This window comes from Gracilibacillus saliphilus, from assembly GCF_010994085.1.
Lineage (GTDB): Bacteria > Bacillota > Bacilli > Bacillales > Amphibacillaceae > Gracilibacillus > Gracilibacillus lacisalsi.
The window spans coordinates 207,079-225,098 of record NZ_WJEB01000002.1 but is presented as its reverse complement, the minus strand read 5'-3'; the positions used below and the strand labels follow the sequence as shown (position 1 = coordinate 225,098).

The 18,020-nt window shown below is 38.4% G+C and carries 14 protein-coding genes, 1 riboswitch and 2 other annotated features; of the genes, 1 reads left to right on the top strand and 13 read right to left on the bottom strand.

Going from position 1 to position 18,020, the window contains the following annotated elements; all coding sequences use genetic code 11:
* From GHT08_RS05225 to GHT08_RS05160, 13 genes are all read right to left on the bottom strand, one after another.
* Nucleotides 1-1,614 (bottom strand): extracellular solute-binding protein, encoded by a 1,614-nt coding sequence (locus tag GHT08_RS05225; protein WP_163580386.1) that lies wholly within the window; start codon nucleotides 1,612-1,614, stop codon nucleotides 1-3.
* 675 nt (nucleotides 1,615-2,289) lie between these two features.
* Nucleotides 2,290-3,075, bottom strand: coding sequence for a tryptophan synthase subunit alpha (gene trpA / locus GHT08_RS05220; RefSeq protein ID WP_163580385.1), 786 nt, complete (start codon nucleotides 3,073-3,075; stop codon nucleotides 2,290-2,292).
* Complete coding sequence (gene trpB / locus GHT08_RS05215) at nucleotides 3,068-4,273, bottom strand: tryptophan synthase subunit beta (protein ID WP_163580384.1); 1,206 nt, start codon at nucleotides 4,271-4,273, stop codon at nucleotides 3,068-3,070. Before trpB ends, trpA begins: the two co-directional genes overlap by 8 nt.
* The gene (locus GHT08_RS05210; protein ID WP_163580383.1) at nucleotides 4,248-4,886 is read right to left on the bottom strand and encodes a phosphoribosylanthranilate isomerase; all 639 of its coding nucleotides are present in this window, start codon (nucleotides 4,884-4,886) and stop codon (nucleotides 4,248-4,250) included. Before GHT08_RS05210 ends, trpB begins: the two co-directional genes overlap by 26 nt.
* A gap of 2 nt (nucleotides 4,887-4,888) precedes the next feature.
* A complete protein-coding gene (gene trpC, locus GHT08_RS05205; RefSeq protein ID WP_163580382.1) occupies nucleotides 4,889-5,668 on the bottom strand; it encodes an indole-3-glycerol phosphate synthase TrpC in 780 nt (259 codons plus the stop codon).
* 1 nt (nucleotide 5,669) lies between these two features.
* Nucleotides 5,670-6,695 carry an anthranilate phosphoribosyltransferase gene (trpD, locus tag GHT08_RS05200; protein WP_163580381.1) on the bottom strand — a complete coding sequence of 342 codons (1,026 nt, stop codon included), beginning with the start codon at nucleotides 6,693-6,695 and terminating at the stop codon, nucleotides 5,670-5,672.
* Complete coding sequence (locus tag GHT08_RS05195) at nucleotides 6,692-7,279, bottom strand: anthranilate synthase component II (RefSeq protein ID WP_163580380.1); 588 nt, start codon at nucleotides 7,277-7,279, stop codon at nucleotides 6,692-6,694. The genes trpD and GHT08_RS05195 overlap by 4 nt, the downstream gene beginning before the upstream one ends.
* On the bottom strand, nucleotides 7,276-8,655 hold the full coding sequence (gene trpE / locus GHT08_RS05190; RefSeq protein WP_163580379.1) for an anthranilate synthase component I: 1,380 nt from the start codon (nucleotides 8,653-8,655) through the stop codon (nucleotides 7,276-7,278). Before trpE ends, GHT08_RS05195 begins: the two co-directional genes overlap by 4 nt.
* A gap of 75 nt (nucleotides 8,656-8,730) precedes the next feature.
* Nucleotides 8,731-8,951: a binding site (T-box leader), on the bottom strand.
* Between the two features lie 163 nt (nucleotides 8,952-9,114).
* Nucleotides 9,115-9,354 (bottom strand) — a binding site (T-box leader).
* An 85-nt stretch (nucleotides 9,355-9,439) separates the two neighbouring features.
* Nucleotides 9,440-9,988, bottom strand: coding sequence for a 3-dehydroquinate synthase II domain-containing protein (locus tag GHT08_RS05185; RefSeq protein WP_163580378.1), 549 nt, complete (start codon nucleotides 9,986-9,988; stop codon nucleotides 9,440-9,442).
* Nucleotides 9,989-10,512: 524 nt separating this feature from the next.
* The gene (locus tag GHT08_RS05180; protein WP_163580377.1) at nucleotides 10,513-11,805 is read right to left on the bottom strand and encodes a Gfo/Idh/MocA family protein; all 1,293 of its coding nucleotides are present in this window, start codon (nucleotides 11,803-11,805) and stop codon (nucleotides 10,513-10,515) included.
* Nucleotides 11,806-12,130: 325 nt separating this feature from the next.
* Nucleotides 12,131-12,910, bottom strand: coding sequence for a 3D domain-containing protein (locus GHT08_RS22370; RefSeq protein ID WP_163580376.1), 780 nt, complete (start codon nucleotides 12,908-12,910; stop codon nucleotides 12,131-12,133).
* Nucleotides 12,911-13,111: 201 nt separating this feature from the next.
* Nucleotides 13,112-14,659, bottom strand: coding sequence for a bifunctional metallophosphatase/5'-nucleotidase (locus GHT08_RS05170; RefSeq protein WP_163580375.1), 1,548 nt, complete (start codon nucleotides 14,657-14,659; stop codon nucleotides 13,112-13,114).
* A gap of 604 nt (nucleotides 14,660-15,263) precedes the next feature.
* Nucleotides 15,264-15,830 carry a nitroreductase family protein gene (locus GHT08_RS05160; protein ID WP_163580373.1) on the bottom strand — a complete coding sequence of 189 codons (567 nt, stop codon included), beginning with the start codon at nucleotides 15,828-15,830 and terminating at the stop codon, nucleotides 15,264-15,266.
* A 172-nt stretch (nucleotides 15,831-16,002) separates the two neighbouring features.
* A riboswitch (SAM riboswitch) is annotated at nucleotides 16,003-16,108 on the top strand.
* A gap of 73 nt (nucleotides 16,109-16,181) precedes the next feature.
* On the opposite strand from GHT08_RS05160, the gene GHT08_RS05155 reads away from it, so the two are divergent.
* Nucleotides 16,182-18,020 carry a bifunctional homocysteine S-methyltransferase/methylenetetrahydrofolate reductase gene (locus GHT08_RS05155; RefSeq protein WP_163580372.1) on the top strand — a complete coding sequence of 613 codons (1,839 nt, stop codon included), beginning with the start codon at nucleotides 16,182-16,184 and terminating at the stop codon, nucleotides 18,018-18,020.

Below are 18,020 nucleotides of genomic sequence, written 5' to 3'. Positions count from 1 at the left end.
CTAGTTTAATTGTTCGTTGTAATCATCATAGTAACCTTGGATAATCTCAATATTAGATGGTAAGCCCATCTGTTCTACTTGTTGCACATAGCTATCCCATTCATCTTCAATACCACCTGAGGTGATCCACTCGCCAAACTTGGAGATTGCAATATTCATAAAGTCTGTATTAACAAGCGTCATTTGGTTATGATCCTCTTCGGAATATTTCAGCATCATTCCCGGGAACACATCATTTTGACGATCCAATGATTCAAATACATCATTAAATGGTGCTTGTTGTTCATCTACTGCCTGCATATCCACAGGTAATTCAACATCTAATTGATCAGAGATAAACATTGGACCATTATCTGCCCAAGTAGAAGTCCATTTCCATGTACCTGGATCCATTTCTTCATCTTGAGGTTCGAGAATTTTGTAGGAGTTATCTCCAGTTTTTTCAATATTAGGACCTATAGATCCGAATAATACTTGTAGACTAACTTCAGGGTCGTAAAGTTCATTGATAAACTTCATGGCTGCTTCTTTATTACTTGTCGCTGATGACATTTGAATAAAGTTAACACCGAAGTTCAATTCATTATAGTCATAAGACCAGCTTACTTCCCCATCATAATCAGCCGAAACTTTCATCGGATCAAACGTTTCATATTGATCTGCAACACCTAAACCGAATCTGTCTGTTTTTTCCCAACCAAATGTATAACCTATTTTGGCATCTTCACCTTCACCACGTGCTAAAGCCTGATATTGTGAATAATCTTGTGTAAAAGCTTCATCATTTATTAAACCGTTTTCATATAGTTTGTTTAAAAAGGATACAAATGTTTTGTATCTTTCATCGACAAAGAAGTTTTTCACTTCGCCATCTTCTAGGAAGTAACCTTGGCCACCACCACCAGTTACTGTCATGCCCATGCTGCCAAGTAACACCGTTGGATGGAAATAACCAAATCCGGTTTCCGCAACTGGGGCAAAGTCCATTGGAATCTCATCATTTGGGTCACCATTACCATTGGCATCCTCTTCTTTAAAAGCCATTAATACGTCAAACAATTCATCCCAATTCGTTGGGATATCTAACCCTAGATTGTCTAGCCATTGTTGATTAATAAATTGCATGGTAGCTGTTTCTGGCCAAAACTGTTGATACTTCGATAAGCCATAAATTTCTCCATCCGTTTGTGTTGAAAGTAATTCTGTTTCTGGGTGCTCATCAAACATAGCTTGGATATTTGGTCCATGTTCTTCTATCAATGGTTTTAGGTCTTCAAATAAACCTGGAAACTGTGCAAAGTCTGCATCTGTGATCGCATTTGGACCGACGATAATATCAGGAATATCACCACCTGCTAACATCGCACCTTTCTTTTGATCCCAGTCAGCGGTAACTTCTTCCCATTTAATTTCTACACCTGCTCGTTCTTCCACTTCTGCTAACCATTCCATGTCTTCAAGGTCTTTGGTTAATGGGTGCTTTGTAATCAGCCCTGTTAAAACAACCTTTCCATCTTCGGTTTCTTCTGGCTCATTACTTGTCTCGTCATTACTACAAGCTGCTAATATAAGCATCAAACAAATTGTGATAAATAAAATTATTTTGTTCTTCACACCTAATTCCCCCTCATTCATTCTTCACTACTAAACTAATTGATACGCATATTTTTCAGGTCAAACTATGAATATATAAAACTAAAAATGAAGTATTTAAAGAGTTTACAAATGTACATAATGGAAAATCACAGAATATTATGGTTAGCTAAAACTCTTAAATATCCGCCACCTCCTCGATAAATCAAACCATTAATGATATCGCTTACAACTTTTGGATAATAAATAAGTTTCTTTATTTCTTGTTCGTACATATTTTCGATCTATTGCAATAGAACTTATTTACAGTATGCCATGATATACATAGTGTGTGAATTCACTTTTTTTATAAAAACATATCCTTTTTTTAGATTTAACTATATTTTTTCTTTAATATCAGTCCGTTTGATTAATGAATATACTAACTAAACACTAGGAATAGAGATAGACTAAAAAAGTTGTTTGGATAAGAAGATAAGATAATGTGAAAATTTGTGCTTACAAATTTTTATGCTTTACTGATTAGATTTCGGGGGTTTATTTGTAACTTGGGGATTTTATTTGCAACTTCGGGATTTTATTTGCAACTTCGGGATTTTATTTGCAACTTCGGGATTTTATTTGCAACTTCGGGATTTTATTTGCAACTGAAAAAAGCGCTTGAGGTGCGGGCACCTCAAGCGACTTTTTTCAGGGTTACTGCTTTGACAGGCGGGCGGAACCGATTAATTCACGAATTGCAGCTCGATCATTTTTATATAACGAATCAACAATTTTACTTCCGACTACGACTCCATCACAATGCTCGGTTAATGAGCGCACATGTTCTGGACTGGATACACCGAATCCTGCGAGAACAGGAACGTTACTTTTTGCTCGTAATGACTCTAAATGAGTTCCGAGATAGTCTTTGAAGGAAGATCGTGCACCAGTAGTTCCCGTTACTGTTACCGCATAGAGAAAGCCTTCCGTACGTTTAGCGATCTCTGCTAAGCGTTCTTCTGTACTGGTTAGGGCTGCTAATCGAATAAGAGCAATGTCGTTTTCCATTAAAGCTGGAACAATAATTCCTTCTTCTTCTAAAGGTAAGTCAGGAATAATTAAGCCGTCTACTCCTGCTTCTGTACAGGATTTAGCGAAGTTATCCACACCATATGCATGAATCGGATTTATATAGGTCATCAGTACAATTGGGATATTTCGCTCTTCTTTTCCTTCTTTTAATTTATCTAATACAGCATGAAGTGATACACCATTTGCTAATGCTCGAAGGCCCGATTCTTGAATAGTAGGGCCATCTGCTACTGGGTCGGAAAAGGCAATCCCTAATTCGATGACCGTTGCACCTGCTTCTTCTAAAAAGGCTAATTGCTCATCTAATTTGTCTAAACCGCCATCACCAGCCATAATATATGGTACAAAGGCTTTGTCTCCTCGTTCTAATACGTCATGAAATGCTTGATCTATTTTTTTCTTACCCATTTGCTTCACCACCTAATGCATCTCTCACTGTTTCCACATCTTTATCGCCACGGCCTGATAAACAAATAACCATAACCTCATCTTCGTTCATTTCCTTGGCAAGTTTCGTCGAATATGCAATCGCATGCGAGCTTTCCAATGCTGGAATAATTCCTTCTGTTCTTGATAATTCCTGTAATCCCTCGAGTGCTTCTTCGTCAGTAATATCCACATAGTTGACACGACCAATATCTCGTAAATGACTATGCTCTGGGCCTACTCCAGGATAATCAAGACCAGCTGAAATCGAGTGGGCTTCTTGAATCTGTCCGTTCTCGTCTTGTAATAAATAAGTCATCGTACCGTGTAAGATACCTTTTTTTCCATAACTTAATGTAACAGCATGCTGGTCAGTATCGACACCTTTTCCGCCTGCTTCTACTCCATAAAGCTTGACTTCTTCATCCTCGACAAATGGAAAGAACATGCCCATTGAGTTACTGCCGCCACCGATACAGGCAACTACAGCGTCTGGTAGGCTTCCTTCTTTTTCTTTTACTTGTTTCTTCGTTTCAGTACCAATCATGCTTTGAAAGTCTCTTACTATTTGCGGAAACGGATGCGGTCCTACTACAGAACCGATAATATAATGGGTATCTTCCACATTACTTACCCAGTAGCGCAATGCCTCGTTTACAGCATCCTTCAACGTACCGCTACCCTGATCAACACTTTCAACACGAGCACCTAATAACTCCATGCGGAAGACGTTCAATTTTTGACGACGCACATCTTCTTTCCCCATGAAAATCACACACTCTAAACCAAGCAATGCACATACCGTAGCTGTTGCCACACCATGTTGACCTGCCCCGGTTTCTGCGACAACTTTTTTCTTACCCATTCGTAATGTTAAAAGCGCCTGACCTAATGCATTATTAATTTTGTGAGCACCGGTATGATTTAAGTCTTCTCGCTTCAAGTAAATCTTTGGTCCTCCTAATTTTTTGGAAAAACGTTCAGCATAGTATAATGGTGTTTCTCTTCCTACATATTCTTTTAAATAATAATCGAATTCTGCTAAAAATTGCTCATCTTTAATAGCTTCTTGATATGCTTTTTCCAACTCTAAAACGGCTGGCATTAACGTTTCCGGTACAAAACGACCACCGTATTCACCATAATGGCCTGTTTCATTTGGCGCCTGATAGTTTGCCATTTCCATCACCTTTCTTTGCTGCATCTATAAATGCTTTTATTTTCTCTAAATCCTTTTCTCCACTTGTTTCGACTCCACTGGAAACATCAACACCTGCAGGCGCCACTTCTGCGATCGCTTCTTCAATGTTTTCGACTTTAAGTCCACCTGCAAGCAAGATCTTTTTATTTAAAAAGTCAAACTCTTTTGCTACTTGCCAGTCGAATGTTTCACCTGAGCCACCACGGTATTTACCACTCGGGCTATCCAGTAAATAGTACGCACAGTCATAAGAACCGATTTTATCCAGGTCACTCGCCCCGCGAACCTCAAATGCCTTAATTACCGGTAAGCCAATTTCCTGACAAAAAGTTGGCGATTCATCCCCGTGTAATTGCACATAATCTAAACCGACATCTTGAGCAATTTTCCGAATCACCTCGATATCTTCATTAACAAAAACACCGACTTTCTTCACATTGGACGGAACAAATTGTGCTAGATTTGTTGCCTGTTCTTTCGTTACTCGTCGTTTGCTTTTGGCAAAAACAAATCCGATAAAATCTGCACCTGCTTCTGCCGCAGTTTGAATTGCCTGTTTATTTTGTAACCCGCAAATTTTAACTTGAACCATATTTATTCTCCTAACGGTACTCGTAAACTATCGAATGTTTCTTTTAAATCGACAGAACGCATCATCGTTTCACCAACTAAAATTCCTCTTGCGCCAACTTTCTGCACCCGTTCCACATCTGATTTTTCCTTCATCCCACTTTCACTAATTAATAGCGTCTTCGTTGTATCGATTTTTTCTGCCAGCCTCTCCGTTGTAGCAAGATCGACTTCAAATGTTTTCAAATCACGGTTATTAATCCCGATAATTTGAGCACCGATTCTTTGAGCAACAGCTAATTCTGCTTCATTGTGTACTTCGAATAATATTTCCAGCCCTTTTTCACTTGCATACTGATATAATTCCGCTAATCTTCGTTCAGAAAGTGCGGCTGCGATTAATAAAATTAAATTTGCACCGGCATCATACGCACGATCAATTTGGATTTCATCAATAATGAAGTCCTTGTTTAAGACGGGAACGTCAACCACTTCTCTAACTTCTTGCATATCTTCCATTGTTCCTTGGAAAAAGGGTGTATCGGTTAACACCGAAATTGCACCTGCTCCACACGTTTCATAGATACGTCCTTGCGCACTAGGTTCGACCCCATCATTAATTAACCCTTTAGACGGAGACGCACGTTTCATTTCTGCTATAATACTCATTTTGTTTGCGTTCATAAAGCTATCATATAAGGAAACATTCACTCGTTTTGCTTGGATCTGCCCAGGCTGATAGCTTTCTTTTAAATTTGCTACTTCCTTTTCCTTCTCTGCTAAAATCTTATCTAGAATAGTCATATTACACCTCTTGTTTCAACTTATTGCTTATGGTAATAAGATTCTCCAATTTGGCTAAGGCAGCACCTGAATCAATCGACTCTCGTGCTAATTCTACTCCTTCTTGCACCGTGCCTGCCTTACCATTAGCGAAAATACCTAACCCTGCGTTTAATAAAACAGTGTCACGATGTGGTCCCTTATTTCCTTCTAATACACTGCGTAAAATCTCTGCATTTTCTTTCGCATCGCCACCTCTGATTGAATCATTTTCTACCATTGGCAAGTTCACTTCTTCTGGTTTAAGGGTGAATTTCATGATTTCTCCTCGATCTAATAATACCAAATGATTCTCACCTGCTAAAGATGCTTCATCCATATAACCAGCACCATTGATAATCAATGCTCGCCTGCGACCTAATTTATGCAGAACAGCTGCCATTTTTTCTAATGAATCACGACGATAAGTCCCCATCAATTGCGATGTTAGTTTTACAGGGTTCGTTAATGGCCCAATTACATTAAAAATGGTCGGCACACCTAATTCTCGTCTCACTTTCATCGCACGCTTCATTGCTGGATGTACATTCGGTGCAAATAAGAAAGCAATACCATTTTGTTTTAAGATCTCATATGTTTCCGGTCTTGTAAATTCTAATGGTACACCGAGATGCTCTAAAACATCTGCACTTCCTGTTTTACTAGAAATACTACGATTCCCATGTTTTGCGACGGTAATACCTGCACCTGCGATAACAAAAGCAGACGTTGTACTGATATTAAAACTTTGAGAACCATCGCCTCCTGTGCCACAGTTATCCATTGCCTCTGTCAGGTCATCTGGCAATGCAAGTGGAGATATTTCTAACAATACGTTGACTAATCCAGTAATTTCATCAACTGTTTCTCCTTTTGTCTTCAACGCTGATAAAAAGGCACCAATCGCTATATCACTTGTTTCTTCTGAAAAAATATACCTAGCTGCTTCTTCCATTTCCATTAATGTCAAATCTTCTTTTTCCATCACTTTTTTTAAAAATGTTTTCATGCTTGTTGCCCCTTTCTAATCGACTCAAAGAAATTGTTTAGTAATTGCTTTCCTTTTCCTGTTCCAATGGATTCTGGATGAAACTGCAAACCATAAACAGGTAAATAAGTATGTTTCACCGACATGATCTCCTGATCATCCATTGCCGTTGCTGTTATTAACAGCTGGTCAGGAAGTGTATCTTTTTCAATAACAAGAGAGTGATAACGCATCACCTCTAATGGTTGTTCCAAATAATTAAAGATTTCATCATTTTGATGACGAATCATCGAGGTTTTACCATGTTTGATCTGTCCGGCATGTGTGACAGTTGCTCCATACGCGGCACCTATTGCCTGATGCCCTAGACAAATTCCTAAAATCGGAAACTCACTTGATAAACTTTTGACTATATCGATACAAATCCCAGCTTGTTCTGGAATTCCAGGTCCAGGTGATAAAATAATCGCTTCCGGCTTTAATTGTCTGATTTCCTCAATGGTTATTTTGTCATTGCGGACGACTTTCACTTCTTTGCCAAGCTCTGACATATATTGAAACAAGTTGTAGGTGAAAGAATCATAGTTATCAATTAATAAAATCATTTTTTACTAACCTCCAATAGCGATTTTGCCTTATTTAATGTCTCCTGGTATTCTGATTGTGGATCAGAATCATAAACGATCCCCGCTCCTGCTTGCACATATGCTTGCCTTCCTTTAATGACCATCGTACGAATCGCTAACGCTAAATCTAGATCACCATTCATATTGATGTAACCGACAGCCCCTGCGTAGACGCCTCGCTTTTTGTCTTCGAGATCATTAATAATTTGCATCGCCCGAATTTTCGGTGCTCCTGAAACCGTTCCTGCCGGCAGGGTCGATACCAGGGCATCTAATCCAGTGTAATCTTGTGTTAATTCACCATGCACTTCAGAGACAATGTGCATAACATGTTGATAACGTTCAATCACCATGTATTTCGGAATGGTGATCGAACCAATTTCACAAACGCGACCTAGATCATTTCGACTTAAATCTACTAGCATTTTGTGTTCTGCTAATTCCTTGTCATCTGCTAATAATTCTGTTGCTAATTGCTGATCTTCTGCTTTTGTTTTCCCTCTTGGTCTTGTACCTGCAATCGGGTTTGTCACAACATTTCGTCCGGTTGTTTTAATTAAACTCTCTGGTGAGGCGCCAAGCACAATATAATCATCAAAATCGATAAAATACATATAAGGTGATGGATTCGCTACCCTCAACCTACGATAAAAGGTAAACGGGTCAGCATCGAAGCTTGCTTTCATCCGTTGTGATAAGACCACTTGGAATATATCGCCGTCTTTAATATGTTGTTTAGCTGTTTCGACCATGTTTAGGAATGTTTCTTTTTCAATTGATGGTTCGAAACTAACGAGTAACTCTTCATCAGGTATTGTCGGCTCTGGTGTTAAGATTTGATCTTGTAACTGAGCTAAGTTGGCCTCTAATTGGTCATCATCTCTTGAACCATCCAAATTGACTGTCATGATGGTAACTTTTTGTTTGATATGATCAAAAACGATAACATCCTGGTAAAACATCATGTGAACATCTGGCATATCCATTTCGTCATCTAATAGTTCACCAATGTATTCATATTGTCGAATCGCATCATAACCGATATATCCAATTGCTCCACTGTAAAAGGCGTATGATAATGGTAATTCTTCATTTGGAATATGTGCTTTAACAACTTCTAATGGCTTCTGCTGGACCGTTTCAGTTATTCCATCGGTATAGTTCGTAACGATTGTGTTGGTTGCTGATCCAATAATTTCTTTGTAAGGATTGAGTCCAATGAAAGAAAATCTCCCTTTTTCATCGTGACTGCCAGAACTCTCCAGTAAAAATTTCTTCTTACCTTTGACTCTGTTAAATATCGAAATCGGTGTGATCGTATCTCCATTTAGTTCCGTGCTTTTATAGTTAACCATTTCCCTCGACTCCTTTTTTTGAAAGTTGATGATCCGAATATAAAAAACCGTCCTTATACAAACTTTACAAGTCTGCATAAGGACGGTTTGGTTACCGCGGTGCCACCTTTTGTTGAGGGCTATTTTCTAGCCTTCCGCTCATTATCCGTTAACGGGGATCAGCCGTTGCCGTGTACTATCATTTCCAAGGCGCTCTCGAAGGTCCATTCCAATTTCCGTGTATACCGGATTCTCAGCATCTCCGGCTCTCTGTGATACAGCAGGGAAATTGTACTCTTCCTTTTCATCGATTTTTCTTTTATATTTTATTGGACACTTTTGTGGTTTTACTGGACACTTTTTTTCATTTATTGGACACTTTCGGGTGTTTTCTGGACACTTTACCTCAATTACTGGACACTTTTCGTCATTTACTGGACACTTTACTTTTCCAACAATACAAAAAGGGTTTCCACATCCGAAAAGGACGAGGAAACCCGTGGTACCACCTTTATTAGCTGCACATTCATACAACTCACTTATCACGTCTGATCAACGCTACCCTTTTGCAACGAGTGGGTATCTCGCCAAAGCCTACTAGATGATCGTTCGGTTTGGGGCTCAGAAGTCCATTCACCTACCTTGCACACTGATTCGCACCTACCATCAGCTCTCTTTAGTGCTTAAGTATAAGCTACTTCTCTTCGTCAATGCCATCACGTTTTTAAATGTTGTTACCATCATAGTACGCTCTTAATATTTTGTCAACTACTTTCTTTTGAGTTTTCGGAAAATTTACACAATATTAAAACTCAATTATCTCTTCCTCTATTTTCTCACCAAGATGCCGACCAGGTTGATCAAGTTTTACTAGAATTCGTTCACCTTCTTGGAGTGTGATGGCTGGTTTTTCCTTGTGTTCAGGAGTTAATAAATGAACACTGTCTGCTTCTTGAAGAGTCGCTGAAACCTCGGTGTCGCCAACTTTTGCTACCACACGCATAAGGGGGCGCTTTTCTATTTTTACTCGGCCGATGGCAATTTTTCGCATTTCCTCTTTTTCATTATATACCATGATGACATCACCCGGTTTCAGTTCCGCTAAATAAGCTGTCTTTTCATCCTCTTTAAGAACATAATGATGAATGGCTCCACTATTTATCCGAAATGGTCTGGCTGGATATGTATCGGTTGTCCGATTTTCCGCTAATATCAAAAAGTAGCCATGCCCTGTATTTCCCAACAATATTCCTTCAGTCGGGGCAAGATGATCCACTAAATCTAAACAGACCCGTGATCCTTCTCCTATACTCTCTATCCGGACTACCTCTGCTTCTTGCAGGTTATTTACCAATTTTTATCCTCCATTCATAATTTTGTGCGTTTTTCCACAGAAATTACATAGTTATTATACCGATTATCATATACAATATAGATTGGATTTACAAATTAGGAGGGATAACAGATGAGAAAATTATTAGTAGTGTTATTTCTTCTATTAATCGCATGCTTCGGTGTGATTGGATTTTCTACTAACGAGCAGTCTATAAATGATGATGTAATTGAAATGGAGCAAGATCAATAGAAGAAATATACAGTGAGACTTTGATCAGGTGTATCGATAAAAGAGGATGGGACAAAAGAGGAATTAGATAGAAGAAATCCGAACATTAAAGTCTGAGCACACATACCGCTTCGGCAAAATACTTCGCTTTCCGTAGGCACGGCCTCAGCTAACTGTGTGAAGAAAAACACGTCACACAGTGGATCTTCAGCTCGTGCTCTTCCCACAGGAGTCTACGTATTTTGCCTACGCTTAGTTCAGATTGTTCGGATTCTCGTTCTACCTATTAGTTATGTCCCAGCTCCTTTTGTCTATTATTTCCTTTTTAAATCTACTAGATCATCGACTTTTACTGCTTGCCCTGTTGCTAACGATTTATTTCCAGCAATTCCAGTTAAAATCGAAATGGCACCATCAATATGTGATGCAGCACGGTTAAATTCATCCTCTTTTGGTACCCCAAATAAATCATTTAATAATTCCGGATCGCCGCCACCATGGCCACCTTCTTTTTCTTCCACTTCTACTTCATATGGTTCGCCAAACATCGGTAATACTCGGATTGATTTACCGCTCAGTTTTCCCTCATCACTCTTATTACCACCTGAATTAATATAAGATTGCTCACGTACCTGTACTTCAATTCGTCCTTCTGTACCATTAAAGGCAATCTGGAAGCCTTCCCACGGTAAGTATGCATTTAAGGAATAAGTTAGAATCGCTTTGTTTTTGTAAGTCACATTTACACCTAATGTGTCTTCAATGTTAATTCCATCTCCAAACACACTTTGATCACGGTGATATCCGTCTTCTTTTTCAGCATCTAAATACATCGATTTCAAATGTTCATTAGATTCTAAGTCAATCGCAAAAGGGTCATCTTTAGCATACTCACTGCCATATGCTCGTTCATAGAATTTCGTCACGCCACGTTCTTCGGCATTTTCTTTTCCGTAAAAACGAAGTCCGCCTGTTGCATACACTACTTCTGGTTCTGTGTTGAGCCAGAAGTTAACCAGGTCAAAGTGGTGTGTGGATTTGTGAACGAGTAAACCACCACTGTTACGTTTATCACGGTGCCAACGACGAAAATAATCTGCTCCATGCTGTGTATCCAATGCCCACTCAAAATGAACAGAATTAACCTTACCAATTACACCATCGCGAATTAACTCACGGATCTTCGTGTTATGAGGTGCATAACGATAATTGAATGTAACACGTACATTTTGACCAGTGCGTTCAATTGCAGCAATAATTGCTTGTGTTTTCTCTTCATCGACTGTCATCGGTTTTTCCGTAATCGCATCACAGCCTAATTCCATTGCACGAATTATATATCGATGATGTGTTCTATCCATTGAGGTAACAATGACAATGTCTGGTTTTTCTGTTGCAATCATTTCATCAAATTGATCAGCTGTATACGTATTAATTTCTGAAACTCCATATTTGTCTTTTAATAGTTTGTTAGCATAGTCTAATCGTGTTTGATTGGAATCACAAAAAGCTACTAATTCGCATGTTTCCTGAAAATCACGCACCATTGCTCCATAGAAAAACTCTGCACGGCCACCGGTTCCAACTAAAACATATTTTTTCTTCACTTCGCACACTCCCAATGTTATTTTTTGTAATCGTTTGCAGTTTTATAATAACAACGTTGTTAAAATTATAAGATATTTACCTTGAAATAGCAACTCTTAATCTGTGGGTTTTTTTAATTGTTTTTGATTCTATTTGTTTTTGTGCAAATTTGTTAGAAAAGCGAACCGATGATAACTTATCGTAGGGCACTTTCGGGAAGTTGCCTAGTTTTTGGCGAATTGGAGCTAGACATCCAAGTTTAACACGGTCATTGTGCTGATTTTATACGTTCTTAACAACAAAAAACTCCCCCGCATCAAAACGAGAGAGTTTCCAATTACTTTACTAGTCTAATATTGTAACGTCGACAGTGCGGACGCCCCAGTCGTAGGCTTCGTCTTTCGTTGGAACATGAATGTCGATCTTGTTCCCTTTGATTGCTCCACCAGTATCTCCTGCAATTGCTTCTCCGTAACCTTCCACATGTACTCTAGTTCCAAGTGGAATAACGTTAGGATCTACTGCAATTACTTTCATGTTAGGATTTTCTAATAAATCAATCCCTGTAGAAGTGACACCTGAACAACCATCACATTCTGCAGTATATGCAGTTGCTGATACTGAGATGGTTTCACCAGTTTGGTCGTCAGAAGATTCTTCCTTTGCTGTATTCGCTTGTTTTTCGACCTTCGGCTCTGTAGCTTCTGGCGTTTCTTCTGTCTGATTTACTTCCTTTGTTTCCTCATCTTGATGTTCTTCAGACTGTTCTTTGTTTGCATCCTTGATGATTAATTCTTCATCAATAATAATTAAATCTGTTTCGAGGTTATTCCATTCTTTTAAATCGCTAACCGTTACTTCATACTCATTAGCGATTTCACTTAATGAATCACCTCTTTCGACAGTGTAATTAATTTCTCTATCTATCTCTAAAATTTGTTTTGGAAGAATTAAGTCTGAATCTAGCTCGTTAATCTCCTTTAAATCTGCAACTGTTGTGTTATGTTCTTGTGCAATTTCCCACAAACTATCTCCTTTTTCTACCTCGTATTCTGCTGCCGAAATTGGTAGCACAAAAAAGAAGCTAGTTGTAACAAAACCTACTGACACTAAAAACCTTCGCATCATAGTTGCCTCCTTTCAATGTTGACAAGCACCAATATAACACATCGAAATACCCTTTGTGGTTACAGTGAATTTAAGAGTCTGTAACAAAAATTACGATGTTACAAATGCTTGTCACATTTGTCATTATGGGGCAACAATGGCGTGTTTTATACGTCAATTCGTAATATTTTTCTATCTTTATACTATTTTTTTAATCTATCATTGTGCGATTATACGAAAATAACTAGTTTGATCAGGAACAAGTTCATCCCGTTTCAAAAGATCGTCAGTAATCAATTCTGTCATGTCTATTGGGATATCTTTCACCACTTCTTTATTTTTAAACATATAATAATCTCCGCCACCACTGGCACGATAATTGTTCATAACGACTTGAAATTCCTGATTTAAATCAAGTGGCTCACCTTGATATTCCAACCTTATCACTCGTTCACCAATTGGATTCGACAGCTTCACTTTGTAGTAAATACCTTGCCACATATCATAATTATAAGGTTGTGGTTTTGGTTTCAAATAAGCTGGATTAATCTCTATTTGATTATTTTCCACTTGAAAGAAACTAGCGGATTTCTCTAATGCATCTTTTATATCTTGCCCTGTTAGCTTCAGTACTTTTAACGTATTGGGATAAATATAATTCGATACAATATCTCTCATCGTTATTTGCTGAGGAAATCCTGGTGATAGATCATGAAATAAGGCGGTACACGAAATGTCTGCTTCCGCTACATCCATCTGCAATTGATTAATATAATTAATAAAAGGATGACCATGTAATCGTACTTTCATCGGATCACGTATTTCCATATCACCCTTTACCGTTGTAATGGTTTGATCTAGGAAAGCTTGAACTTGTCTTTCCTCTTCCCGTATACTATATTCCACTTCGCGATCTACTTCTGTCTGTTCATCTAAACGATGCAATGTAGATGTAACCGATTGGATCGTTTGATCGAATTCTACCTTTATTTCTGCGATCGCTTGACCATTATTGCCAGGTTGAACAACTGTTACTCCATTAATCTTCTCTGTTAAATAACGATGTTGATGACCTGTAATACAGATATCTATTCCTTCTACTTCCTGACAAATTTGATAACCTTGATTTTCTCCTGTGAGCTCTTCGGTCGGTTCACCTGTTTTTGGATCACGTTCTAATCCACCGTGATAACTGACAACCATCACATCTGGTACTTCTGTTTCACGAATTTTTGCTACCCATTTTTTTGCAGTCTTAACAGCATCGTCAAAAGTAAGGTTTTTAATATGGTTGGGATCCTCCCAATTTGGTATGTAATGTGTGGTTAACCCTAATATAGCAATACGTATTCCCGCTGTTTCTTTGATGATATAAGGCTTACCTAAAAAAGGTTGATTCGTACTATTATCTACTATATTAGCGGAGAGCCAAGGAAAGTCAGAAGCTTCGACAGCCTCTTGTAAATATGGCAATCCATAATTAAATTCATGATTTCCAATTACCGCTAGATCATAGTTTAGTTGGTTGGCAACTTTAATCATAGGACTAGGTTGATCTGCTTGCTTTTTGGCAAAATAATAGGTGAATGGACTTCCTTGAATAAAATCGCCATTATCTATTAAGATTGTATGGTTTTTCTCTCTTATTTTTTTCAAAATTGTAGCTGCTTTTGCTAGACCGAGCTGTTCTTCTTGATTGTTGCGATAATTCGTTGGCATGATATGACCATGCACATCACTTGTTACACAAATCGAAACTGTCTTCATGTTAACTCCTCCTCTAAAACTATTATCTACATTATAACGATTTATCGTAGATTCAGGAAAAACTTTACATGATCTTAACTAATACTTAACACCAGCTTTTCATTCATTTGATATATTAAAAGTGTTCCAAATTGAGCAATGCTGCAAAGATTGCTTTCTCACAAAATGATAGCCCCTTTTTCTTTTGGCCGATGAGATATGTCATCGGCTTTTCTTTTTGCATTTAATAGATATACTTACCCTAAACCAAACCAATCACCTTTCTAGATTTAATGATATATTACACAGTAGATACAAACTGCGAAGTAGCTTAGTTACAAAGTTAACAGGACTTCTCTTCCGGGGATATCTCTTTCTCTTCCGAGGATACCTCTTTCCCTTCCCTGGATATCCTTTGCTGTTCCGGGGATATGCCCTTCTCTTCCCTGGATATAGTCGTTTATCCTCGAAAGAGAAGATCTTTTCCCTGGAAGAGAAGCCTTTTTCCTCGGAACAGATCGGCGCTTCCGGGGATATCTCTTTTCCATATCCTAAGTTACTTCGCAGTTTATTAATACTGTGTTCTACAGCAAAAAACGCATCGGGATACGGCATCCGATGCGTTTTACTCTATAACGGTGATTCTTTCTTTTACTGATGTTCTCGGAACTGGAGATAGGTTTTTGGCTGGATAACCTACCTGAATTTGTCCAACTACTCTTTCATCTTCTTTTAAACCAATCAATTCTGCTGTTTCTTCACAGAAGGCCAGTTTTCCTGTTTTCCAAAAAGTACTTAACCCTTGTTCCCATGCTAGTAAACTAAAGTTCTGGATTAAGCAACTAGAAGACGCATAATCCTCTTCTCTTAACTTTTCTTGTGGGTGTAGGGTATTAACGACAAAAAAGATAAATGGTACATTCATAATTTTATGATAAGCATTATCGCTTACTATTTTTAATTCTTCATCTGAATTACTAGTTGTTTTGGAGATTGCTACTTGCCGGTTAATGTTTGCCAGTTTTTCTTTAGCCTCTCCTTGAATAAATACAAAGCGCCATGGTTCTGTCATTTTATGATTCGGAACCCAAATAGCTGTTTCTAATAGTTCTTCGATCAAACTTTGTGAAACCTCTTTATCTTGATAAACGGCTATCGATCGACGTTCTTTAATAAGCTGATGTAAGTTCATGGAGATACCCTCCTTGTTATTGATAATCATTTTCAACTAAGTTTTATCATATCATACTTATAAGATCCGTCAAGTTTTCCCGGGCACCTCATACCATTATTTTCAAAATGTACTTGAAATTGGTTTGTCATTGTTGTAAACTACTAACAAATGTTACTAACTAAATAGCTTTTTCTTATCCAGAGAGGTGGAGGGACTGGCCCTACGATGCCTCAGCAACCGTCATTCATTGACAAGGTGCTAATTCCAGCAAGCATGATGTGCTTGAAAGATGAGAGTCTTTTTCCAATAAATCTCCGTCTTTCTATAGCCGGAGATTTTTTATTTTGTGCAGAAGAGAGGTGAAATTTTATGTCCAACTTAATTAGTCATTTGCAAAACAGGTTAATGGTCGCTGATGGAGCAATGGGAACTTTACTTTACTCCCATGGCGTAGATCGATGTTTCGAATCTTACAACACTACCCATCCCAATGAAATCCTTCAAGTTCATCAAACCTATCTTGATGCTGGAGCAGAAATCATTCAAACCAACACATACGGGGCAAATTATATCAAATTAGCACGTTTTGGTTTAGAAGATCAAGTACATCAATTGAATACCAAAGCAGTTCAACTTGCCAATACTGCTGCCAAAGACCGGGCATTTGTGTTAGGAACGATTGGTGGAATTAGAGGAGTTCAAAAAATAGTAGCTTCTAAGAAAGAAATTATCCGCAGCTTTAAAGAACAACTCTTTTCACTATTACTAGAAGGTGTGGATGGCATATTACTAGAAACATACTATGACTTCGAAGAAATCAAACAAGTCTTAGAGATTGCTAGACAAGAAACAGATCTGCCTATCCTAGCGAATGTATCCATGCATGAACCCGGTGTGATGGAAAATGGCATCCAACTTCCCGTAGTACTTCAAACACTAGAAAATATTGGGGCGGATGTTGTAGGAGTGAATTGTCATTTAGGTCCTCACTATATGATCAAAGCATTAGAATCAGTTCCGCTTCTAGAAAAGGCATTTTTGGCAGCATACCCTAATGCAAGTCTTCCAGCTTATCAAAACGGGAAGCTAGTGTACAACCAGCATAGTCACTATTTTGAACGATGCGCGAAGGAATTCCGTGATCAAGGTGTCCGGTTAATAGGGGGATGTTGTGGTACAACACCGGAACACATTCGTGCCCTTAAAGATGGTGTTGCAGACTTAGAACCTATTACGGAAAAAGAAACCAAGCAAGTAACATTCACCAAAAACACAACAGAACAGCAACCCCCATTACGAACAACACTTGCAGATAAGGCTCGAAAACGACATACCGTTATTGTCGAATTAGACGCACCAAAACATTTGGATACAGCCCCATTCATGAATGGTGTATTTGCTTTAGAAAATGCTGGGGTTGACGCAATTACATTAGCAGATAATTCCTTAGCTACTCCACGTATTAGCAATCTAGCAATGGCTGTAAAAATGAAGCAAGCAGGTTGTCATGCAACACCACTTATCCACTTGACATGTCGTGACCGTAACTTAATCGGGCTTCAATCCCATCTAATGGGACTGCATACATTAGGACTGCATGAAATTCTAGCTATTACAGGGGATCCAACTCGTATCGGCGGTTTCCCGGGAGCATCATCGGTCTTTGATGTCACATCTTTGGAATTAACAAAACTGATTAAACAGTCTAATCAAGGTCTTTCATTTTCTGGTAGTTCTCTGAAAACAAACACTCAATTTCAGGTAGCTGCCGCATTTAATCCTAATGTAGCCAATCTCGAAAAAGCAGTAAAAAGGATGGAACGGAAAATAAAGCATGGTGCGGACTACTTTTTAACACAGCCGATATTCAACCATGAGCAAATTATCCAATTACATCGACTGACTAAACATATTGATCAACCTATTTTCATTGGTATCATGCCACTTACCTCTCACCGAAATGCAGAATTTCTTCATCATGAAGTGCCAGGCATGAAGCTGTCTGACGAAGTACGAACAAGAATGCAGCGCCATGATAACCGCCAAGACAGTTTACAAGAGGGAATACAAATTGCCAAGGAGTTAATTACAACGGCTATGAATTATTTTAATGGTATTTATATTATCACGCCATTTATGCATTATCCGTTAACAGTGGAACTCACGAAGTATGTTCATCAGCAAGCTAAGTTAGTAACAAAAATATAA